Annotated in this window: 19 protein-coding genes; 12 read left to right on the top strand and 7 right to left on the bottom strand. The window is 60.9% G+C overall.

From position 1 onward, the window contains the following. Positions 1–42: 42 nt before the first annotated feature. Positions 43–2838, top strand: a complete 2796-nt coding sequence (polA, locus tag QRN10_RS11140; RefSeq protein ID WP_181077404.1) for a DNA polymerase I — start codon at positions 43–45, stop codon at positions 2836–2838. A 269-nt stretch (positions 2839–3107) separates the two neighbouring features. Here the strand turns inward: polA and yihA are convergent, their stop codons facing one another. Then, entirely contained in the window at positions 3108–3749 is a 642-nt protein-coding gene (gene yihA / locus QRN10_RS11135) for a ribosome biogenesis GTP-binding protein YihA/YsxC (RefSeq protein WP_078046252.1), read from the bottom strand. Between the two features lie 192 nt (positions 3750–3941). Between yihA and QRN10_RS11130 the strand changes: the two genes are divergently transcribed. From QRN10_RS11130 to QRN10_RS11105, 6 genes are all read left to right on the top strand, one after another. After that, complete coding sequence (locus tag QRN10_RS11130; protein WP_181077401.1) at positions 3942–4244, top strand: c-type cytochrome; 303 nt, start codon at positions 3942–3944, stop codon at positions 4242–4244. A 34-nt stretch (positions 4245–4278) separates the two neighbouring features. Further along, positions 4279–4890 (top strand): c-type cytochrome, encoded by a 612-nt coding sequence (locus tag QRN10_RS11125; protein WP_181077399.1) that lies wholly within the window; start codon positions 4279–4281, stop codon positions 4888–4890. A 169-nt stretch (positions 4891–5059) separates the two neighbouring features. Then, on the top strand, positions 5060–5695 hold the full coding sequence (locus QRN10_RS11120; RefSeq protein ID WP_181077397.1) for a thiol:disulfide interchange protein DsbA/DsbL: 636 nt from the start codon (positions 5060–5062) through the stop codon (positions 5693–5695). Between the two features lie 10 nt (positions 5696–5705). After that, entirely contained in the window at positions 5706–6584 is an 879-nt protein-coding gene (locus tag QRN10_RS11115; protein WP_181077395.1) for an endonuclease/exonuclease/phosphatase family protein, read from the top strand. After that, the gene (locus QRN10_RS11110) at positions 6581–8629 is read left to right on the top strand and encodes a GGDEF domain-containing protein (RefSeq protein WP_285428410.1); all 2049 of its coding nucleotides are present in this window, start codon (positions 6581–6583) and stop codon (positions 8627–8629) included. Before QRN10_RS11115 ends, QRN10_RS11110 begins: the two co-directional genes overlap by 4 nt. A gap of 87 nt (positions 8630–8716) precedes the next feature. After that, positions 8717–9493, top strand: a complete 777-nt coding sequence (locus QRN10_RS11105; RefSeq protein ID WP_253509883.1) for an N-acetylmuramoyl-L-alanine amidase — start codon at positions 8717–8719, stop codon at positions 9491–9493. A 3-nt stretch (positions 9494–9496) separates the two neighbouring features. Here QRN10_RS11105 and QRN10_RS11100 read toward each other — a convergent pair whose 3' ends face one another. Both QRN10_RS11100 and algB read right to left on the bottom strand, forming a co-directional pair. Further along, positions 9497–11284: a KinB sensor domain-containing domain gene (locus QRN10_RS11100; RefSeq protein ID WP_181077390.1), complete on the bottom strand. Its 1788-nt coding sequence runs from the start codon at positions 11282–11284 to the stop codon at positions 9497–9499. A gap of 10 nt (positions 11285–11294) precedes the next feature. Further along, positions 11295–12641, bottom strand: coding sequence for a sigma-54-dependent response regulator transcription factor AlgB (gene algB / locus QRN10_RS11095; protein WP_124384508.1), 1347 nt, complete (start codon positions 12639–12641; stop codon positions 11295–11297). A gap of 393 nt (positions 12642–13034) precedes the next feature. Between algB and QRN10_RS11090 the strand changes: the two genes are divergently transcribed. The 5 genes from QRN10_RS11090 to QRN10_RS11070 all read left to right on the top strand — a co-directional run bounded on the left by QRN10_RS11090 (position 13035) and on the right by QRN10_RS11070 (position 17435). After that, positions 13035–13334: a hypothetical protein gene (locus QRN10_RS11090; protein WP_253509884.1), complete on the top strand. Its 300-nt coding sequence runs from the start codon at positions 13035–13037 to the stop codon at positions 13332–13334. Positions 13335–13415: 81 nt separating this feature from the next. Next, the gene (locus tag QRN10_RS11085; protein WP_003170804.1) at positions 13416–13580 is read left to right on the top strand and encodes a DUF1328 domain-containing protein; all 165 of its coding nucleotides are present in this window, start codon (positions 13416–13418) and stop codon (positions 13578–13580) included. Between the two features lie 2 nt (positions 13581–13582). Then, positions 13583–14050, top strand: coding sequence for an inhibitor of vertebrate lysozyme family protein (locus tag QRN10_RS11080; protein ID WP_181077387.1), 468 nt, complete (start codon positions 13583–13585; stop codon positions 14048–14050). A gap of 724 nt (positions 14051–14774) precedes the next feature. Beyond that, positions 14775–16106: a glutamate/aspartate:proton symporter GltP gene (gltP, locus tag QRN10_RS11075; protein ID WP_181077386.1), complete on the top strand. Its 1332-nt coding sequence runs from the start codon at positions 14775–14777 to the stop codon at positions 16104–16106. A gap of 99 nt (positions 16107–16205) precedes the next feature. Beyond that, entirely contained in the window at positions 16206–17435 is a 1230-nt protein-coding gene (locus QRN10_RS11070) for a spore maturation protein (protein ID WP_181077384.1), read from the top strand. 91 nt (positions 17436–17526) lie between these two features. Here the strand turns inward: QRN10_RS11070 and QRN10_RS11065 are convergent, their stop codons facing one another. From QRN10_RS11065 to QRN10_RS11050, 4 genes are read right to left on the bottom strand one after another with little or no spacing between them, the layout of a single operon-like run. Further along, on the bottom strand, positions 17527–18138 hold the full coding sequence (locus QRN10_RS11065; RefSeq protein WP_181077382.1) for an ABC-type transport auxiliary lipoprotein family protein: 612 nt from the start codon (positions 18136–18138) through the stop codon (positions 17527–17529). Further along, complete coding sequence (locus QRN10_RS11060; protein ID WP_181077381.1) at positions 18135–19073, bottom strand: MlaD family protein; 939 nt, start codon at positions 19071–19073, stop codon at positions 18135–18137. The genes QRN10_RS11065 and QRN10_RS11060 overlap by 4 nt, the downstream gene beginning before the upstream one ends. A 1-nt stretch (position 19074) precedes the next feature. Then, positions 19075–19878: an ABC transporter ATP-binding protein gene (locus QRN10_RS11055; protein ID WP_181077379.1), complete on the bottom strand. Its 804-nt coding sequence runs from the start codon at positions 19876–19878 to the stop codon at positions 19075–19077. Continuing rightward, on the bottom strand, positions 19875–21023 hold the full coding sequence (locus QRN10_RS11050) for an ABC transporter permease (RefSeq protein WP_181077377.1): 1149 nt from the start codon (positions 21021–21023) through the stop codon (positions 19875–19877). The genes QRN10_RS11055 and QRN10_RS11050 overlap by 4 nt, the downstream gene beginning before the upstream one ends. Positions 21024–21040 lie beyond the last annotated feature (17 nt).

Genomic DNA, 21040 nt, shown 5'->3' with positions numbered 1-21040 from the left:
GCTATTCTAGCGCCTGACCCGCCGAAAAGGTTGATCCTGCACATGAGCCAAGCCCCCCTCGTCCTGGTGGACGGTTCGTCCTACCTGTACCGCGCCTTCCACGCGTTGCCTCCGCTCACCACCTCCAAAGGCCTGCCGACCGGTGCGGTCAAGGGCGTGTTGAACATGCTCAAGAGCCTGCGCAAACAGTACCCGGACAGCCCGTTCGCGGTGGTGTTCGACGCCAAGGGCGGGACTTTTCGCGATGACATGTACGCCCAATACAAGGCCAACCGCCCCAGCATGCCCGACGACATGCGCCTGCAGATCGAACCGCTGCATCAGAGCGTGATCGCCCTGGGCTTCCCGTTGCTGTGTGTCGAAGGCGTCGAGGCCGACGACGTGATCGGCACCCTGGCGCGCAGCAGTGCGGCCGCTGACCGCCCGGTGGTGATCTCCACGGGTGACAAGGACATGGCGCAGTTGGTCGACGGGCACATTACCCTGGTCAATACCATGACCGGTAGCGCCCTGGACGTGGAGGGCGTAAAGGAGAAATTTGGCGTCGCTCCCGAGCAGATCATCGATTACCTGGCACTGATGGGGGACTCGTCCGACAACATCCCCGGGGTTCCCGGCATCGGTCCCAAAACCGCCTCCGGCCTGCTGGTGGGTGTCAATGGCGGCCTCAAAGAACTTTATGAACAGCTGGATATGGTGCCGACGCTGCCGATCCGTGGGGCCAAGAACCTGCCGGCCAAGCTGGAAGAACATAAGGAGATGGCGTTTCTTTCCTACCAATTGGCGACCATCAAGATCGATGTACCCCTTGATGTCGGCCTGGACGACCTGCACCTGATCGAGCCGGACCGGGACAAGCTGCTGGAGCTGTATACCCTGCTGGAATTCAAGAGCTGGTACGACGAAGTGCAGCGCGACGCCAAGCGTGTCGAGCTCAAGGCTTCGACCGAAGTCATACCTGCCGTTGCAGCGGTGGCGGACGCAGTGGTCATCGCCCCCGTCGAGGCGGTATACACCACCATTCTTGACCAGGCCACATTCGACGCCTGGTTGCGCAAGCTCGACGCTGCGACGTTGATTGCGTTTGACACCGAAACTACCGGGGTCGACGCCCATCAGGCGCAGTTGGTCGGTGTGTCCTTTGCCGTGCAACCCCACGAAGCGGCCTACGTCCCGCTGACTCATTCCTACATCGGCGCGCCGCAGCAACTGGATCGTGATACCGTGCTGCTGGCCCTCAAACCACTGCTGGAAGACCCGAACAAGCTCAAGGTCGGCCAGCACGCCAAGTTCGACATGAACATCCTGGCCAACTGCGCCATCGGCGGTGATCCCGCGCACGGCATCACGGTGCGCGGCATCGCGTTCGACACCATGCTCGAATCCTATGTGCTCAACTCCACCGCGACTCGCCACGATATGGACAGCCTGGCGAAGAAATACCTGGACTACGACACCGTCAGCTTCCAGGACATCGCCGGCAAAGGCGCCAAGCAACTCACGTTCGACCAGATTGCGCTTGAGCAGGCTGGCCCCTATGCCGCCGAAGATGCGGATATAACGCTGCGTCTGCACCAGGCGCTGCACGCGCAGCTGGCCGCTATCCCGAGCCTGGCCGATGTACTGACGGATATCGAAATGCCGTTGGTCCCGGTGTTGGCGCGCATCGAACGCCAGGGTGCCTTGGTGGATGCCGACCTGCTGGGTGTCCAGAGTATCGAGCTGGGCAATAAGATGGTGGAGCTGGAGCGCCAGGCGTACGAGATCGCCGGTGAGGCGTTCAACCTCGGTTCACCCAAGCAACTGGGGGCGATTCTCTATGAAAAACTCGGGCTGCCGGTGCTGAAGAAAACCGGCAAAGGCCAGGCCTCCACCGCTGAAGAAGTGCTGGCGAAGCTGGCCGAAGATGATTACCCGCTGCCCAAGGTGCTGATGCAGTACCGCAGCATGAGCAAACTCAAGAGCACCTACACCGATCGCCTGCCGCAGCAGATCAACCCGCGCACCGGGCGCATCCACACGTCTTATCAACAGGCGGTCGCAGCGACCGGGCGACTGTCTTCCAGCGACCCGAACCTGCAGAACATTCCCGTGCGTACCGCCGAGGGGCGGCGCATCCGCCAGGCGTTTGTCGCGCCCAAGGGCTACAAGCTGCTGGCGGCGGACTATTCGCAGATCGAGCTGCGAATCATGGCGCACTTGTCCAAGGACGAAGGGCTGATGAATGCCTTCCGCCATAACCTGGATGTGCATACGGCCACGGCAGCCGAAGTGTTCAAGGTCGAGCTGGATGCGGTCACGTCCGACCAGCGTCGCAGCGCCAAAGCGATCAACTTTGGCCTGATCTACGGCATGGGTGCGCAGAAGCTGGGCAAGGACATCGGTGTTGATACCAAGACCGCCAAGGCTTACATCGACGTCTACTTCGCCCGCTACCCGGGCGTGCGCGAATACATGGAGCGCACCCGTGCCCAGGCGGCCGATCAAGGGTATGTCGAGACCTTTTTCGGACGCCGGCTATACCTGCCTGACATCAACTCCAATAAACCGCAGGAGCGCGCGGCGGCGGAACGCACCGCGATCAACGCGCCGATGCAAGGCACCGCGGCGGACATCATCAAGAAAGCCATGGTGCGGGTGGACAACTGGCTGACCGATTCGGGCCTGGATGCCAAGGTGATCCTGCAGGTGCACGATGAACTGGTGCTGGAAGTGCGTGAGGATCTGGTGCCGCAAGTCAGCGAGAAGATCCGCGAGCACATGAGCGCGGCGGCGCAACTGGATGTGCCGCTGCTGGTAGAAGTAGGTGTGGGCGATAACTGGGACGAAGCACATTGATTGTCGACGCGTTGCCACCACCCTGCGCGGTGGCGATGCGCCTTATGTCGGAAACGCCTGACAGTTATTTCCAATAGTTTTCGAGCACCCCGGAACTTAACCTGTGAACTGCCACTCAGAGTTACTGAATGGGTGGTGAAGCCCTTCAATGCTCCTATGTTGTGTTAAGTGTTGGCAGATATCTGGGCCCCGCCCTAGCGGTCCGGAACTTGAACCCCGAACTTCCCCTCCCCATAAGAAGTCCGGGGTTTTTTTTGCCTGCAGAAAAGTTATTCGGCGATTTCCGCGCCCTTGTCGGCCAATTCCATCCAGCCCGCGAGAACGGTGTAAGCCTCTTCCAAGCCCAGGCGCTTAGGGGCGGAGAACAATTGGATGGTGATCGTGTCGCCCCAACCCTTGCGGATTTCGGATTGCACTTTGAGCAAGGTGTTCTTAGCGGCGCCGTAGGTCAGCTTGTCGGCTTTGGTCAACAGAATGTGCATCGGCATGCCGCTGGCAACCGCCCAATCGAGCATCAGCAGGTCGAAGTCGGTCATTGGATGACGGATGTCCATCATCAGGATCAAGCCCTTCAAACTCTCCCGGCCACCCAGATAAGCCTCCAGGTGACGCTGCCAGTGCAGCTTCAACGGGATAGGTACTTTTGCGTAACCGTAGCCCGGCAGGTCGACCAGACGCCGATCATCGTCTAGCTTGAAGAAATTGAGCAGTTGCGTGCGACCCGGGGTTTTCGAGGTGCGCGCCAGGCTGGCGTGAGTCAGGGTGTTCAGGGCGCTGGATTTACCGGCATTGGAGCGGCCGGCGAAGGCGACTTCGAAGCCTTCGTCATCGGGGCATTGGTCAACTTTGGCAGCGCTGAGCATAAACGTGGACTGTTGGCACAGGCCGAGGATGGGATTCTTGAGTTGCATGAGATTTCCGATGTGGGCGGTGCCGAAAAAGGGTGCGGCAAGCGGTGTCGTTTCCGTTTCAGTAGCGCCAGTATATAATGCCGCAGATTTTGTGTGTGCTTTGTCCCAGCGAAGGATGAAGTTCACGGGAGCGATAGACCTTTATTGCGCATTAGAACGCAAAACGCTCTCAAACCCTGAATGGGTCGACGTATGACCCGCTGGTTGCTCGCGTTCGGAGCCCTGATACCGCTTTATGGCGCGCAGGCTACACAGGATCCGGAGGCGCTGTACAACCGAGTTTGCGGGGCTTGCCATGCTGGCCAGTTGCCGAGCGCCCCGAAGCGGGGTGACGCGGCAGCCTGGGCGCCAAGACTGGCGCAAGGCATGGACACGCTGGTGCAGCACGTGACACAGGGTTTCAAGGCAATGCCGCCGCGTGGTTTGTGCATGGACTGCAGTACTGAGGACTACCAGGCCGTCATTGAGTTGATGGTGAGTAGACCCGGTAGATAACTCTTAAACCCCTTAGCCGTAGTTGGATTAGCTGATGAACAAACTGATCGTGAGTCTGCTGTTGACCCTGGGCATCACCGGTGTGGCCCATGCTGCAGGCGACGCTGCTGCGGGCCAGGCGAAAGCCGCCGTGTGTGGTGCTTGCCACGGGCCGGATGGCAACAGCCCGGCGCCGAACTTCCCCAAGCTGGCCGGCCAGGGTGAACGTTACCTGACCAAGCAGTTGCAGGACATCAAGAGCGGCAAGCGCACGGTGCTGGAAATGACCGGCTTGCTGACCAACCTCAGCGATCAGGACCTGGCGGATCTCGCCGCCTATTTCGCCGGCCAGAAAGGCAGTGTGGGAGCTGCCGATCCGAAGCTGGTGGCGCGCGGGGAGAAGCTGTTCCGTGGCGGCGACCTGGACAAAGGCCTGCCGGCCTGTACCGGTTGCCACTCGCCCAATGGCGCGGGTAATGCCGCCGCCGGGTTCCCACATCTGGGTGGCCAGCACGCGCAGTACATCGCCAAGCAACTGACCGATTTCCGCAAGGAAGAAGCCGGCCGTGCCAACGATGGCGATGCGATGACCATGCGCACCATCGCCCGCAAGCTCAGCGACGAGGACATCGCGGCCGTGTCCAGTTACATCCAGGGCCTGCACTGATCGACGCGGCGACGTTAACGCTCGATTAATACAGCGATGCAAGCATAAAAAGGGTGGCTTTGGCCGCCCTTTTTTGTGGCCGCTGCCGTTACACTAACGAACTCATGCCCGCGTAGACCGGTCACAACCAAGGTCGCGTGAGGCGACTTTATTTGTCCAGGAGTAAAGCATGCGTAATCTGATCCTCAGCGCCGCTCTCGTCACTGCCAGCCTTTTCGGCATGACCGCGCAAGCTGCCGACGTGCCGCTTGAAGCCGGTAAAACCTATGTTGAATTGGCCAACCCAGTGCCAGTCTCGGTGCCGGGCAAGATCGAAGTGGTTGAGCTGTTCTGGTACGGCTGCCCGCATTGCTACGCTTTTGAACCGACCATCAACCCATGGGTTGAAAAATTGCCGAAAGACGTTAACTTCAAGCGCATTCCGGCCATGTTCGGCGGCCCGTGGGACGCCCACGGCCAACTGTTCCTGACCCTGGAAGCCATGGGTGTTGAGCACAAGGTCCACAATGCGGTGTTCAATGCTATCCAGAAAGAAGGCAAGCGCCTGACCAAGCCTGATGACATGGCTGACTTCGTTGCCACTCAGGGTGTCGACAGAGACAAGTTCATGGCCACCTTCAACTCCTTCGCCATCCAGGGCCAGATCAAACAGGCCAGGGAGCTGGCGCAGAAGTACGGCGTGCAAGGCGTTCCGACCATGATCGTCAACGGCAAATACCGTTTCGACCTGGGCTCCACCGGTGGTCCTGAACAGACCCTCAACGTCGCCGACCAGCTGATCGCCAAAGAGCGCGCAGCCAAGTAAGGGGCCTGTCATGCGCCGCTGGGGTACCGAACGCGTCGTTGGCCTGCATGATGCGCGGGTCAATGAGGATCATCTGGAATCCACGGGCCTGGCGGCAGACAGCCGCCTGCGCCTGCTCAGCTTCAATATCCAAGTCGGTAACAGCACCGAGAAGTATCGACACTACCTCACCCGTGGCTGGCAGCACTTGCTGCCGCACAACGGGCGGGCCGGCAACCTGCAGAAGATCGGCGACCTGCTGAGCGATTTCGACCTGGTGGCGCTGCAGGAGGCCGATGGCGGCAGCATGCGCTCCGGCTACATCAACCAGGTGGAACACCTGGCCAAGCTTGGGGCGTTTCCCTATTGGTACCAGCAACTCAATCGCAACCTCGGGCGTCTGGCGCAACATAGCAACGGCGTGCTCAGCCGCCTCAAACCGTCCGCTATCGAAGACCATCCGCTGCCAGGCCCCAAGGGGCGTGGTGCGATCCTTGTGCGTTTCGGCGAAGGGCCGGAAGCCCTGGTCGTGGTCATGATGCACCTGGCGCTCGGGGGGCGGACGCGCAATCTGCAGCTGGCCTATGTGCGCGACATGATCGGCAACTACAAGCATCAGGTGCTCATGGGGGACATGAACACCCATGCCAACGATCTGCTTTTGAATTCCCCGCTGCGTGACCTCGGCTTGCTGGCGCCACAGGCCGAAGCCACATTCCCGAGCTGGCGCCCGCAACGCTGTCTTGACCATATCCTGCTCAGCCCTACCCTCACGCTTGAAAGCGTGCAGGTGCTGGCGCAGCCCATTTCCGATCACCTGCCGGTCGCGGTAGAAATACGTCTGCCGGGTTCGCTCACGGCGGATGCATTGCCCGCGTTGAGCCCAGGCCCTCGCGGACCTCTTGCATGAGCGACGATGCCCAGCGCTGGAAAGAAAAATACCTGTTAAGCGTTGAGCAACAAGAAAAGCTCGAGCGCCGCTGGGCCGCACGTCTGGACTTGCTGCGCCGGGGGCTGGTGCGCAGCACTCTGGCGGCGGAAGGCACCGATCGCGCCGTTGACCAGTGCATGAAGGAAATGCGTGACGTGGTGCGCACCGACGACATGGACGCCGCCCTTGCGGCTTTGCTGCCGCGCCTGGAAAAGGCCGTGCTGGACTCGGAGCAGCGCCGCGAGACGCGGGTGGAGCAGATGAATACCGCGCTCACCGCGCTGGTCACGCAGTTACAGAAATTACCGCTGCCCCGCGAAGTGGCGCGCCCGCTGAAAGCCTTTGCCAAGCAATTGGACAGTCGTGTCGGCCAGGCTCGGGAGATCCCCCTGTTGCTCAGCGAACTGAGCGGGCTGCAGGGGCAGGCGCTGGATAACCTGGAGCCGGATGGCGAAATCGCGCGGCCCGGGCCTGGGCTTCTGCAGCGGTTGTTCGGTACCAAGGAAGCCGTCAGTGAGCCTGCCGCCGGCGAGCCTGCCTCGCCCGCTGCGGCACCCCCTGCCGTGCCCCAGGTTCCCGTTGAGCCCCAGGAGTCGGAGCAATCCGAGGAATTGACTCAAGCCTTGCGTGCCTTTGCGCCGCAAGCTGCTGCCGCAGAACCCGCTGCCGATACGCCAGCCGAGCCTGCCCACGTCACTGGCGAAACGTCTATTTACGAGGCTCCGGTCCAAGCCAACGCAGTGGCGCAGCCTCCCGACGCTGTCGCGACACCCGCGCAGCTCCCGGAATCGCCGACGCAAGCGCCGCCCTCTGAAAGCGCCCTCGCCGCTTTTATAGACGAGCACGATGCACCTGAGGCGCCGCAGGAAACCGCTATCGGTAGCCTCTCGCTTCCTCCTGTGCTGAGTGTCGAGTCGCTCGACCCCGACGAGCTGCAAGCGGACGCCCAGTATGCGTTACCGGATTCTCCGGAGCCTTCCTACAGCTCCGTGGCCAAGCACATCGAAGACACGTTGATTGGCCTGCTCGAAGAGCTGGACCTGCCGGAGCGTCATCGACCCCAGGCCGAAGCCCTGCGCGAGCGCTTGGCCAACGGCTTGAACTGGTACGAGCTGCTGCCGATCCTGGATGATCTGGCGATCCTGATGCTGGCGATTACCGACAGCGGCCAGCATGAGTTCGAGGCTTATCTCAAGCGGCTCAATGAACGCCTGGAAGCTTTCCAGGGGCACTTGAAGGTCGCCACTGATGAACACGCCGACAGTAACTGCGCCGCGCGGGAGCTGGATACGCAGATCCGCGAACAGGTCGACGGCCTGCAAAGCAGCGTGCAGGACGCCGCCGACCTGGACAGCCTCAAGCAGCTGCTGGAGAACCATCTGGAGGGTCTGCTGGGCACCATGGACCAGCACCAGCAACAACGCGACCAGCGCGAGCAGGAAGTGGTGGCGCGCCTCAAAGGCTTGGCCGAGCGGGTCGCCAACATGGAGCAGGAAGCTCAAGGCTACCGTGAGCACTTGGAAGTGCAGCGCCAGAAAGCCCTGATCGACCCCCTGACCGGCTTGCCCAACCGCGCGGCCTGGAGCGAGCGCCTGGACCACGAAATCAATGCGTGGCACCAGCGCGGCAACAACCTTTCACTGGCCATGCTGGACCTGGACCATTTCAAACGCATCAACGACGGCTACGGCCACCTGGCCGGCGATAAGGTGTTGAAGATCATCGCCAGCGTGTTGAGCAAACGTCTGCGGCCTAACGATTTTATCGCGCGTTTTGGCGGTGAAGAGTTTGTGTTGCTGATGCCCGACTCGTCCCTAGCCGACGCCTTGGCGGTGGGGGAAGGATTGCGTGAGGCGATTCAGGCCTGTCCGTTCCACTTCAAGGGCGAACGGGTGACGGTCACGGTCTCGATGGGCGTGGCGCAGTTGCAGTCTGGCGAGCGCAGTGAGTTGGCGCTCAAGCGTGCCGATGAAGCGTTGTATCGAGCCAAGGCGGCGGGGCGCAATCAGGTGCAGGCGGCTTAAGATGTTCCTTCTGTGTAAATTGCCCGCTGCGCCTCAAGCGGTACGTTACACTGTTGCATTATCGTCTTCAGTGTACTGTTCTCCGCCATGAAATCCCTTTGTTTCGCCTTTGCGGTTCTTCTGCTCGCCGGTTGCGCCAGCGGCCCGCGCCTGAATACCAGCCACCCTTCGGTCAACTATGACAACCGCGTGCAATTCGTGGTCGTCCACTACACCTCGGCCAATCTTGAACGTTCCCTGGCCCTGTTGACCCACGGGCAGGTCAGCAGCCATTACCTGATCGGCGATGACGCTTCGGCAACCATCTACAAGCTGGTGGATGAAAGCCAGCGCGCCTGGCACGCCGGTGAGAGTGAATGGATGGGCCGCACCTGGCTCAACTCCAGCTCCATCGGTATTGAGATCGTGAACCCCGGTTACACGGATACGCCGACAGGGCGCCTGTGGTACCCGTATTCGGACGCGCAGGTGAAAGCGTTGATCGTGCTGCTCAAAGACATCAGCAAACGCAACGGCATCGACCCGAAAAATATCATCGGCCATAGCGATATAGCGCCGCTGCGCAAGCTCGACCCGGGGCCGCTGTTCCCGTGGAAGCGCCTGGCCGATGAAGGGCTGGGTATGTGGCCGGATGCGCAGGCAGTAGCGCGGTTCAAGCTGCAGTACGCTGCGGGTTTGCCAAGCATCACCTGGTTCCAGGAAGAGCTGGCTCGCCTGGGCTACCAGACCCCGCAAACGGGTGAACTGGATGTGGCCACGCGGCATGTGCTGGCGGCGTTCCAGATGCATTTCCGGCCAGCGTTGTTCGACGGCACGCCGGATGCTGAAAGTGCGGCGATCCTGCGTGCCCTCAGCCAGCGCTGACCCTTAGAGCGGCAGCGCCATGTAGAACTGAGTGCCCTGCCCCGGTCGCGAATACACGCCCATGCGGCCACCGTGCAATTGCACGATCTCCTTGCATAGCGCCAACCCCAGGCCGGCGCCGCCTTTTTTGCGGCCCACTTGCACAAAGGGCTCGAAGATGCGGCCTTGCTGCCCATAGGCAATACCTTCGCCATTGTCTTCGACGCTGATAATCACCCGCTCGCCATGACGGCGTGCCTGCAGGCGAATCTGGCCTCCGTCGGCCGTATGGCGCAGGGCGTTGGCCAACAGGTTGTCGAGCACCCGCTCCAATTGCGCCCGGTCGGCGTACAGTCGTGGCAGGTCGGGCTGCGCTTCTATGAGCAGTTCGATGTGCTGCGCGTTGGCCTGCTCAATGAAGCGCCCGCGGGCATGTTCCAACAGGTCGGGAATCTCGCAGGGGCCGAGGGTGAGTTTCTGCAGGCCGTTCTGGTAGCGCGAGAAGTTGAGCAGGTCGTTGATCAATTGCATCAAGCGCTGCATTTCTTCGTTTACCGTATCCAGCAGGTCCGCTTCACGGGACTCGGCGGGGAATTTGGCGCGCTCGCGAAACAGCCCGAACGCCATGTGCATGCCGGTCACGGGGGTGCGCAGCTCATGGGAGGCGCGCAGCACAAACTCACTGCGCACACGTTCGAAGGCGCGTTGCTCGGTCACGTCGTGCATGACCATTACCGCGCCAAGGATGTGGCCCTGAGTGTGGCTCACCGGCGTCAGGCTGTAGGTCAGCAGGCGCAGCTCACCCTCGACTTCCACTTCAAGATCTTCCGGCGCGCGCTCAAGGTTGCCGCCGCGCAGCACCAGGTGCAGCTGTTCATCCAGCTCCGGGCGCGACAGCGCTTCTCCCAGGCCCTGGCCGAGGCGTTCTTCGTCCCAACCCAGCTGGCGTTGGGCAACCGGGTTGAGGTGTTCCAGGCGCCCTTGGCGGTCAATCATCAACAGGCCGTCATCAATGCTGTCGAGCACCGCCTGCAGGCGCTGCTGGCCGGCCAACAATTCGTCCACATTGGTGGCTTGGTGCTGGCGCAATGCCTCGGCCATGATCCCGAAGCGCCGGGTCAACTGGTTCATTTCCGCCGCTGACGAGATCGGCAGTGTGACTTCGAAATCACCCTGGCCGATTTTATCGGCAGCCTTGGCCAGCGCTTCGATGGGGCCGCCGAAGCGCCGTGCGATTCCGTGGGCAGTCACGAAACCGATGATCAGCACCGCAAGGCCCACCAGGCCCATCAGTCCAGCGATCAGCAGCGCGCGGTCGCGGGATTTGCGCTCGCTGGTATTGATGGCTTCCAGCGCGCGCTTGTGCTCGGCGATCAAACCGTTGCGCAGCACGTTGAATGTCTGGGTGAGCTTGTCGTTATTGCCGCTGATCAGCGAGGCCGGTTGGGATTCGTCGAAGGCCTTGAGGAAATTCAGGTAGTCGCTGCGCGCCTGGCTGAATCCGCTGGTCATGCCGTCCTGCCGCTCATGGGCGATGCCTTCGTCCAACAGTTCGAAATACTGCTGCTTGGAGGCCTCCAGGGCTTTTGGATTGGGGCGTTCGTCGAGCATCAGGATCAACTGGTCGCCCAGGCTCTGGCGCAGCTTCAGGCCCAGTTCCAGGGTGACGAAATTGCTGCGGATCAGTGACTCCTGGGTCTTGGCCATCTGCATGACGCTGACCAGGCCCAGGATCAATCCAAGCAGGGCGACGGTGATCAGCGCCGAGATACTCAAGAACAGCCGAGTCCGCAGCTTCATCGCTAACTTCATAAGGTACAGCTCACAGGTTGTACTGTTTTCGTTTGCGGTACAGCGTCGACGCGTCAATGCCGAGGGTGCGGGCCGCCTGATCGAGCGTGTCGCTGGTGGCCAGTACGGCGCCGATGTGGGCTTTTTCCAGCTCATCCAGGCTCAGCGCGGCACCGATGCGCGGAGCGTTGTTGGTCGGTTGCTCGGCCATCCCCAAGTGGCTGATTTCAACCTTTTCCTGCGGGCAAATAATGCTCGCGCGCTCCACCACGTTGCGCAGCTCGCGGATATTACCCGGCCAGCGGTAGTTGAGCAGCGCTTCACGTGCCTGGTCGCTGAACCCCCGCGCGGGCCGTGCGTATTCCTTGACGAAGCGGGCCAGGAAGCGGTCGGCGAGAGTCAGAATGTCTTCACTGCGCTCACGCAGCGGCGGCAGGTGGAGCGTGATGACATTGAGGCGGTACAGCAAGTCTTCCCGAAAGCGGCCGTCGCGCACCATGTCTTCCAGGTTCAGGTTAGTGGCGGCGAGGATGCGCACATCGGCGCGCCGGGTCACCGGATCGCCCACGCGCTCGTACTCCTTATCCTGGATGAAGCGCAGGAGTTTAGGCTGCAACGTGAGGGGAAAGTCGCCAATCTCGTCAAGAAACAACGTACCGCCGTCGGCCTGGTTGACCCGGCCCAGGGTGCTTTCGCTGGCGCCGGTAAACGCGCCGCGGCTATGGCCGAACAGTTCGCTTTCCATCAATTCGGCGGTCAGCGAAGGGCAGTTGATGGTCACGCAGGACTTCTTCGAGCGTTTGCTCCAGCCGTGGATGGCCCGCGCCAGTTCACCTTTACCGGTGCCCGACTCGCCGAGGATCAGGATGTTGGCGTCTGTGCCGGCCACTTGGCGCGCGGTTTCCAGCACCACCATCATCGCCGGGCTATGGGAGTCGAGGCCGTCCTTGGGCTGGCGCACGGCGCCTTCCAGCGCTTCCAGGCGAGCCGAGAGTTGGCGCACCTCCAATTGCTTGGCCGTAGCCAGACGCAGTTGGTCCGGGCTGCAGGGCTTGACCAGATAGTCAGCGGCGCCGGCCTGGATGGCATCCACAGCGGTGTCCACGGCAGAGTGCGCCGTCACGATCACCACGCGCATCCATGGCGCCTGTATGCGCATCTGGGCCAGTACATCCAGGCCATTGTCTTCGCCTAGGCGCAGATCCAGGAAGCACAGGTCGAACACTTGGCGTTGCATCAGCGCGTCGGCTTGGGCGGCGCTGTTAGCGGTGGCGACGGTGTAGCCTTCATCTTCCAGGCAATAACGGAAGGTGCGGAGGATCGCGGACTCGTCATCCACTAAAAGAATGCGGCCTTGAAGTTCCTTGGCTGATTCCATCTGTCCCGCGCTCCTTAACTGATAAATGATGGTGTTTAGTCCCGGAATAATCGGGCAAGTTGCATGGTTTATTCTGATCGATAAACGGCAACGTCGTGCAGGTATCTGCGCATCTTCTTACAACCGGCGAGATCAGCCTGGGTTTTCCCGCCTTGCGCTCAATTGGGCATCAACGGCCCCGCTTTCTATCCGTTGATCCGACCGCTGACCATCGTGCATTTCGCACGGCCTATAGGGGGGCATCGTGCAGGATGCTGGCCTTGTCATCGAGCATGAATCTATAAACTGCTGATTTTAAAAGGTTTTATTTTGTTAAAAACCTGGCATGGGCTCTGCAATATCCCCTCACAAGAGCGTCATGAATGAATAATCAGAATGCGGGAGAACAGCAGCATGACTCGCCAAACCCTCAGCCAATTGCGTGTATCGCCACTGCGCTTGCAGCAAGGTCTGTTTGCCAGCCTGGCCCTGATGGTCACGTTGATTGCAGGCCAGCAGATTCAGCATTGGCAGGAGAGTCAGCAGCAAGCCCAAGTATTCGAGCGTCCGGCCATGATGCAGACCCATTTCAGTTCGATGCAGGGCCGTCCCGTTGCCAGTGTTGCGGGTGAGGTCAGCGTCAAGCAATTGCGAGTGGCTGATCAGGATTCAACCCTGGATCAGCTGCCAGCCCAGGAACGGTGGGTTTTCTAAGCAAAACAAGCGGTCGTCCGCACCGGGCGTCCGTACGGCATGACCGCTGTAACCTCTAATAGAAGCGTAAGGAGAATCACCATGTTGAGTTGGGCAATCACATTTCTGATCATCGCCATTGTTGCTGCAGTGCTGGGCTTCGGTGGTATCGCGGGCACCGCAACCGGTATCGCCAAGATCCTGTTTGTCGTCTTCCTGGTGATGTTCATTGCTTCGTTCTTCTTTGGTCGTCGCGGCCGAGGCTGAATATGAGCACTTTGTCTCTCAAAGCCATTGTTGCCGCCCTGTTGCTGGGCGGCAGCGGTCTGGCGATGGCCGCCAATGATGGCCAGACGCGGGCCAACGAATTGCTCAGCGCGGATCCGCAATACCGTGAAACCTGGCAAGGCGTGGTGAAGAAAGAAGAGCGCTTGCCGGAATGGGTAATGAACCTGACCGGTACGGCTGAACAGATGAACGCCGTTGAAGAAGATGGCGATAAGTACTTGGTCGGGCCGCTCTGCGAAACCGCTGACACCTGCCTGAACAAGCGCTTGATCGTTGCTTTCAGCTTCGACAAGGAAGACGCCTACGCCATGTTGGTGGAAGTGCCTGCCGGCCTGCCGGCGGACAAATCCCCTACGCGGCATGCCGATTACCGTTTTATCGGTAAGCCGGACGAAGGCATGCAAAAACTGCTGATGGAACAGCTTAAGAAAGATCCGAATTGGTACTAGGTTTCGCCTGCGGCGCTGCCGCAGTCGGAGCCGGCGTCCATAGAAAGAAGCCCCTCGCTTCTTTCTAGCTGCACGATTCGACAAGAGCCGTGCATGACCAGGGGGCCGGGTCGCTCTGATCGATTGGGATCGGCGTGACCTACGGGTACAGGGAGTGCCTGCGCAAGGGCCGGGTCAGGTGAAAAGCTGCGACGCAAGTTCACAAGTCATCGACTTGCTGAACTTGCGGCGGGCTTACAGCGTCCTGCGTGCCTTATGCCGCCCATAGCCGCTTATTTTGGTTTTGCTCGCTCTCAACCATTACTGAGTGTGTCGCGTTGACCATCTATCGAGAAAGTTTTGCCGGGTGTATAGGACATTTCCGACACCAGACAGCTGAATTCCCAGGCATTTGTGCCGACCGATCCAACCCCTCCTTCATCCCTGCATAAGCCTGGTTTGGCCGTTTTACGGCATATTCAACGGGCAATATGTCGCATTTGAACTGACCGTTCGGACAGTTATCATTGCAAAAAAGCCATGCCGATTCGGCATAGGGTAGGCGTTTACGGCATTAGACGTCGCCCCCTTGCATGGGAATAGTTGCGCCTTTTTTCGCCTGCCAATAAGCCATTTCGGCCATCGGGCGGCGACCTTCCATGGAGGCGGATGCTCACACTTTTTCGCTCTCGAGCGTTCCAGCTGGCGCATTTGCCTTAAGTCCACTTGAAGTAAGGGTAATGACATGAAGAAGGCAAAGCTAAGCCTCGCCTGGCAGATCCTCATCGGTTTGGTACTGGGGATCGCAATCGGCGCAGTGCTCAACCATTTCAGTGCCGAAAAGGCCTGGTGGATCAGCAATGTGCTGCAGCCGGCGGGCGATATCTTTATCCGCCTGATCAAGATGATCGTGATCCCGATTGTGATTTCCTCGCTGATCGTCGGCATTGCCGGTGTCGGCGATGCGAAGAAACTCGGTCGCATCGGCGTCAAAACCATCCTTTACTTCGAAGTGGTCACCACCATCGCCATCGTGGTCGGCCTGTTGCTGGCCAACCTGTTCCATCCCGGTGCCGGGATCGACATGAGTACCCTGGGTACCGTGGACATTTCCAAGTACCAGGCGACTGCCGCCGAGGTGCAGCACGAGCATGCGTTTATCCAGACCATCCTCAACCTGATCCCCTCCAACATTTTCGCCGCCGTCGCCCGTGGTGAAATGCTGCCGATCATCTTCTTCTCCGTGCTGTTCGGCCTGGGCCTGTCGAGCCTCAAGCCAGAACTGCGCGAGCCGCTGGTCACGATGTTCCAGGGCGTGTCCGAAAGCATGTTCAAAGTCACCCACATGATCATGAAGTACGCGCCGATCGGTGTATTCGCCCTGATCGCCGTGACCGTGGCCAACTTCGGGTTCGCCTCGCTGCTGCCGCTGGCCAAGCTGGTGATCCTGGTTTATGTCGCCATTCTGTTCTTCGCCTTCGTGGTCCTGGGCCTGATCGCGCGCCTGTTCGGCTTCTCGGTGATCAAGCTGATGCGCATCTTCAAGGATGAGCTGGTGCTCGCCTACTCCACCGCCAGTTCCGAAACGGTGTTGCCACGCGTGATCGAGAAGATGGAAGCCTACGGCGCGCCGAAGGCGATCTGCAGCTTTGTAGTGCCGACCGGGTACTCGTTCAACCTCGACGGTTCGACCTTGTATCAGAGCATCGCCGCGATCTTCATCGCCCAGCTGTATGGCATCGACCTGTCGATCGGTCAGCAATTGATGCTGGTACTGACCCTGATGGTCACCTCCAAAGGCATCGCCGGCGTACCGGGTGTGTCCTTCGTGGTGCTGCTGGCCACCTTGGGCAGTGTGGGCATTCCGCTCGAAGGCCTGGCGTTCATTGCCGGTGTCGACCGTGTGATGGACATGGCGCGTACCGCCCTGAACGTGATCGGCAACGCCCTGGCGGTACTGGTGATTTCCCGTTGGGAAGGCATGTACGACGATGCCAAGGGCGAGCGCTACTGGAACTCGCTGCCGCACTGGCGCAGTAAGCCGGCGATGCCGACTGCTCAGGCCACTCGCGGTTGATCGCACGCTGGCACTGACCCAAACCCCGGAGAAATCCGGGGTTTGTCGTTTCTGCCAGCCCCGCTATCATTCGCCCCATCATTCGAGGGGATTCAACTGATGCTCAATGGCCTGTGGCTTGGCTTCTTTGTCGTGGCAATGGTCTCAGCCTTGGCGCAATGGCTGGTGGGCGGTAACGCCGGGATTTTCGCGGCGATGGTGGAAAGCATTTTCGCCATGGCCAAATTGTCGGTGGAAGTGATGGTGCTGCTGTTCGGCACCCTGACCTTATGGCTGGGCTTTTTGCGCATCGCCGAGAAAGCCGGGATCGTCGATTGGCTGGCCAAGGCACTGGGCCCCTTGTTCCGTCGCCTGATGCCGGAAGTGCCGGCCGGCCACCCTGCCATCGGCCTGATCACCCTCAACTTCGCCGCCAATGGTCTGGGCCTGGACAACGCCGCCACCCCCATCGGCCTCAAAGCCATGAAGGCGCTGCAGGAACTCAACCCGCTGCCGACCACGGCGAGCAATGCGCAGATCCTGTTCCTGGTGCTCAACGCCTCGTCGTTGACGCTGCTGCCGGTGACCATCTTCATGTATCGCGCCCAGCAGGGTGCCGCCGACCCGACGCTGGTGTTCCTGCCGATCCTGCTGGCGACCAGCGCGTCGACACTGGTGGGCCTGCTGTCGGTCGCCATCATGCAGCGCCTGCGGTTGTGGGACCCTGTGGTGCTGGCCTATCTGATACCCGGCGCGCTGGTGCTGGGCGGCTTCATGGCGTTACTGGCGACCCTGTCCGCCACGGCGCTGGCCGGGTTGTCGTCGATTCTCGGCAACCTGACCCTCTTCGGCCTGATCATGTTGTTCCTGCTGATCGGCGCGTTGCGCAAGGTGAAGGTGTACGAGGCATTTGTCGAAGGCGCCAAAGAAGGCTTCGACGTCGCCAAAAACCTGCTGCCGTACCTGGTGGCGATGCTATGTGCGGTGGGCGTGTTACGTGCCTCCGGCGCGCTGGATTTCGGCCTTGAAGGTATTCGCCATGTGGTGGCGTGGACGGGCATGGACACGCGCTTTGTCGATGCTTTGCCGACCGCCATGGTCAAGCCGTTCTCCGGCAGTGCCGCACGGGCGATGCTGATCGAAACCATGCAGACGCAGGGCGTGGACAGTTTTCCGGCACTGGTGGCCGCGACGATTCAGGGCAGTACCGAAACCACCTTCTACGTGTTGGCGGTGTACTTCGGCTCGGTGGGCATCCAGCGCGCGCGGCATGCGGTGGGTTGTGCATTGCTGGCTGAGTTTGCTGGCGTCGTGGCGGCTATTTCGGTGTGCTACTGGTTCTTTGGCTGAGGCTTAGATAGCTATAGGGGGCAAGCCCCTCCCATCTATTGGCCTGTGAATACATTCAAATGTGGGAGGGGGCTTGCCCCCGATGAGGCCCTCAGCGTTTCACACCCATGTTGCCCTGTGCCACCACCCAATCCACCACCTGCTTATTCAGCTGATCCCCAGCCTGACCAAAAGCAGCCACCACCGCCGGCACCTGGGTATCGCTCACCGGCTGGCGCACTTCAAAGCGCCGACTGGCAATAATCCGTTGATCGTTCCCTCGCACCAATCGCGCGTCGAGGCGGATCACTACGTCCACCGCGCGGCCTCGGTACTCACTCTGAAACGCCTGCAACTGCCCGCCAAGCTCATAGTCGGCCTGCAGGTTGGTGTCGTCGGTGCTGAGCAGCGTTACCCGACCATCGCGCTGGAAGCCGTCGAGCAGGCGATTGCGCAACAGCACGGGAGCCGGATCGCTCCAGCGCGCGTTTGCATAGCTGCTGATCAGGTCGCCATTGGGCACCACGGCAATGCGTGGGCTGTCGAGAAATTCGCTGGTTTGCGGCTTGGTCACGCGCAGCGACCAACTCACCGGTGTGCCTTGGGCCGTGGCTTGGGCCGACGCCAGACGGTACACGTCGGACGGGTCGGCCTTGGGCAGGATCGAACACGCGCTGATCAACACCAGGGCCATAGGGGCGATCAGTTGATATGCACGCTTCATGGCGTGAACTCCTTGTTCTTGTCACTGCCCAGCAGGTAGCCGCTGGGGTTGGCTTCCAGGCGGCGGGAGATGGCGCGCAGCGAACCGAGGGTTTCACGCAGTTCGCGCACGGCCGGCGCCAGTTCGTTGAGCCCTTGCATGCCGCTGTTAACCGAATCCTTGTTGTTGGTCAGCAAGGTATTGATGGTGGCAGTGCTTTGCTCAAGGGACTTCATGGCCTGTTCGGCGCTGCCGAAGGCCTGCTTGCCCTGCTCGTTCAGCAGGCCATTGGCATTGCGCATCAGCACGGTCGTCTGCTCCAGCGCAGCCGTAGCCTGTTTGCTGACCTGCAACAGTTGCTGCATCACCACTTTGATATCGCCACGCTGATCGGCGATGGCGCCTGTGGTTTGCTCCAAATGCGCCAGGGTGTTGCTCAGGTGCTCGACGTTTTGCGCAGAGAACATGCTGTTGGCGTTGTGCAGCAGCACATTAATGCTGGTCATCAGGTCATTGCTGTTATTGAGCAGGCGCGCGATGGGCGAAGGCGAGGCGATGATTTCCGGCAGATTGCCATTCTTACCCTTGAGTTCGGGGCTTTGTGGCGTGCCGCCGCTGAGCTGGATGATCGAGGTACCGGTGATGCCGGTCAGCGCGAGCTTGGCCTGAGTGTCTTCCTTGATCGGCGTCTGCCCGGCCAGGCGAATGCGGGCGAGGACGCGCCGCGGGTCTTTGGGGTCCAGGCGCAGGCTGATCACGTCACCCACCTTGATGCCGCTGTATTGCACCGCGCTGCCCTGTGACAGACCGCTGACCGCTTCGTTGAAGACCACTTCGTAGTCCTGGAACGCGCTGTCGACGCTGGACTTGGCCAGCCACAGGCCAAACAGCATGGCGCCGACCACCACGATCACGCTGAACAGTCCGATCATCACATGATGGGCTCGGGTTTCCATGTCATACCTCGTTGAGCGATTGAGCGGCATCCAATGCCGCGCGGCCACGGGGGCCGTGGAAATATTCGTGGATCCACGCGTCGTCCGTTTCCGAGACGACATCGATGGCATCGGCCACCAGCACTTTTTTCCGGGCCAGCACCGCCACGCGGTCGGTGATGGTGTACAGCGTGTCCAGGTCGTGAGTCACCAGGAACACACTCAAGCCCAACGCGTCGCGCAGGGTCAGGATCAGTTGGTCAAATTGCGCCGCGCCGATCGGGTCGAGGCCGGCGGTGGGCTCATCCAGAAACAGGATGTCCGGATCCAGCGCCAAGGCGCGGGCCAGGGCGGCGCGCTTGATCATGCCGCCGGACAGCGACGCCGGGTACTTGTCGGCCGCCGACAGCGGAAGCCCGGCCAGCGCCAGCTTCACCGCGGCCAAATGCTCGGCATCGGCACGGCTGAGGCCCGCATGCTCGATCAACGGCAGCGCGACGTTTTCGGTCACCGTCAGCGAGGAAAACAGCGCGCCCTTCTGGAACAACACACCAAAGCGCCGTTCCACCAGGGAACGCTCCTGTTCCGGCAGGTTTGGCAGGTTTTTGCCGAACACCCGCACTTCACCCTCGCTTGGCCGGCGCAGGCCGACGATGCTGCGCAGCAGCACTGACTTACCGCTGCCGGAACCGCCGACCACGGCGAGTATTTCGCCCTTGTACAAGTCCAGGTCGAGGTTTTCATGCACGCTTTGGCTGCCAAAGCGATTGCACAGGCCGCGCACTTCAATCACCGCCTCGGCGGGTGTTCGGTGTAGACGGCTCACCAGCTCATCTCCATGAAGAACAGCGCCGCGACCGCATCCAGCACGATCACTACAAAGATCGATTGCACCACGCTGGAAGTGGTGTGCGCACCGACCGACTCGGCGCTGCCGCTGACCTTGAACCCTTCCAGGCAGCCAATGGCGGCGATCAGGAAGGCGAACACCGGCGCTTTCACCATGCCCACCAGAAAGTGTTGGACGCCAATGTCCGATTGCAGCAGCGAGAGAAACATCGCCGGCGAAATATCCAGTGCCACGGCGCACACCACGCCGCCGCCGATAATCCCCGAGAGCATCGCCAGGAACGTCAGCATCGGCAGCGCCACCAGCAGCGCCAGCACGCGGGGCAGTACCAGCAGCTCCATCGGGTCCAGGCCCAGGGTGCGGATGGCGTCGATTTCTTCATTGGCTTTCATCGAACCGATTTGCGCGGTAAACGCACTGGCGGTGCGGCCGGCGATCAGGATCGCGGTCAGCAACACGCCGAATTCCCGTAGGAAAGAGAACGCCACCAGGTCCACGGTAAAAATTGTCGCGCCGAAGCTTTTAAGCACGGTGGCGCCGAGAAAGGCCACCACGGCGCCTACCAGGAACGTGAGCAAGGCCACGATGGGCGCGGCGTCCAGGCCAACCTGTTCAAGGTGAGCGACCATCGGAGTCAGGCGCCAGCGTTTGGGGCGCAACAGGCCGCGGGCCAGGGTTTCGAGGATCAGGCCGATAAAGCCGAGCAGTTGCTTGCTGTCCTGCCACACCTTGTCCACGGCCGCGCCGATACGCGCCAGCACCTGAATACCGGTGGCTTCTTCGGGCGCTTTGTCCGGCACGCAGAAGTCGTTGAGGGAGCGATACACCGTTTTAAGCAGTGCGCGGTCGGCGGCGGACAGGCTGCAATCGGTCTGCTCGGCGGATTGCTCGATGCGAGTCGGCCCCAGCAGTTCCACCAGCAGCGACGCGCCGGCGGTGTCCAGGGCACCGAGCCCGTTGAGGTCGATACGCGCGCCGGCATCGTATTGGCCGTCGAGTTTGTCCGACAGCTTCTTCAGGCTCGCATAGTGGGCAAGCGTCCAGTCCCCCGTAATCCTGAGCAACGGAGGGGTGGTGGACGTATCGAGATGGGCGGCGCCGGCCGTGATGCGGGTGGTCATAAGCTGCGAGCGTGTCT

This window comes from Pseudomonas sp. lyk4-R2A-8 (assembly GCF_030209095.1).
GTDB classification, from domain to species: Bacteria; Pseudomonadota; Gammaproteobacteria; order Pseudomonadales; family Pseudomonadaceae; genus Aquipseudomonas; species Aquipseudomonas quebecensis.
Note: the sequence above shows the minus strand (reverse complement) of the source record. Positions and strands in the feature narration are given on the sequence as shown.

What these genes read in the sequence shown, in the direction of transcription:
- polA (WP_181077404.1), top strand. Translation starts at nt 43, where the DNA reads ATGAGCCAAGCCCCCCTCGTCCTGGTGGACGGTTCGTCCTACCTGTAC.
- yihA (WP_078046252.1), bottom strand. Translation starts at nt 3,749, where the DNA reads ATGCAACTCAAGAATCCCATCCTCGGCCTGTGCCAACAGTCCACGTTT.
- QRN10_RS11130 (WP_181077401.1), top strand. Translation starts at nt 3,942, where the DNA reads ATGACCCGCTGGTTGCTCGCGTTCGGAGCCCTGATACCGCTTTATGGC.
- QRN10_RS11125 (WP_181077399.1), top strand. Translation starts at nt 4,279, where the DNA reads ATGAACAAACTGATCGTGAGTCTGCTGTTGACCCTGGGCATCACCGGT.
- QRN10_RS11120 (WP_181077397.1), top strand. Translation starts at nt 5,060, where the DNA reads ATGCGTAATCTGATCCTCAGCGCCGCTCTCGTCACTGCCAGCCTTTTC.
- QRN10_RS11115 (WP_181077395.1), top strand. Translation starts at nt 5,706, where the DNA reads ATGCGCCGCTGGGGTACCGAACGCGTCGTTGGCCTGCATGATGCGCGG.
- QRN10_RS11110 (WP_285428410.1), top strand. Translation starts at nt 6,581, where the DNA reads ATGAGCGACGATGCCCAGCGCTGGAAAGAAAAATACCTGTTAAGCGTT.
- QRN10_RS11105 (WP_253509883.1), top strand. Translation starts at nt 8,717, where the DNA reads ATGAAATCCCTTTGTTTCGCCTTTGCGGTTCTTCTGCTCGCCGGTTGC.
- QRN10_RS11100 (WP_181077390.1), bottom strand. Translation starts at nt 11,284, where the DNA reads ATGAAGTTAGCGATGAAGCTGCGGACTCGGCTGTTCTTGAGTATCTCG.
- algB (WP_124384508.1), bottom strand. Translation starts at nt 12,641, where the DNA reads ATGGAATCAGCCAAGGAACTTCAAGGCCGCATTCTTTTAGTGGATGAC.
- QRN10_RS11090 (WP_253509884.1), top strand. Translation starts at nt 13,035, where the DNA reads ATGACTCGCCAAACCCTCAGCCAATTGCGTGTATCGCCACTGCGCTTG.
- QRN10_RS11085 (WP_003170804.1), top strand. Translation starts at nt 13,416, where the DNA reads ATGTTGAGTTGGGCAATCACATTTCTGATCATCGCCATTGTTGCTGCA.
- QRN10_RS11080 (WP_181077387.1), top strand. Translation starts at nt 13,583, where the DNA reads ATGAGCACTTTGTCTCTCAAAGCCATTGTTGCCGCCCTGTTGCTGGGC.
- gltP (WP_181077386.1), top strand. Translation starts at nt 14,775, where the DNA reads ATGAAGAAGGCAAAGCTAAGCCTCGCCTGGCAGATCCTCATCGGTTTG.
- QRN10_RS11070 (WP_181077384.1), top strand. Translation starts at nt 16,206, where the DNA reads ATGCTCAATGGCCTGTGGCTTGGCTTCTTTGTCGTGGCAATGGTCTCA.
- QRN10_RS11065 (WP_181077382.1), bottom strand. Translation starts at nt 18,138, where the DNA reads ATGAAGCGTGCATATCAACTGATCGCCCCTATGGCCCTGGTGTTGATC.
- QRN10_RS11060 (WP_181077381.1), bottom strand. Translation starts at nt 19,073, where the DNA reads ATGGAAACCCGAGCCCATCATGTGATGATCGGACTGTTCAGCGTGATC.
- QRN10_RS11050 (WP_181077377.1), bottom strand. Translation starts at nt 21,023, where the DNA reads ATGACCACCCGCATCACGGCCGGCGCCGCCCATCTCGATACGTCCACC.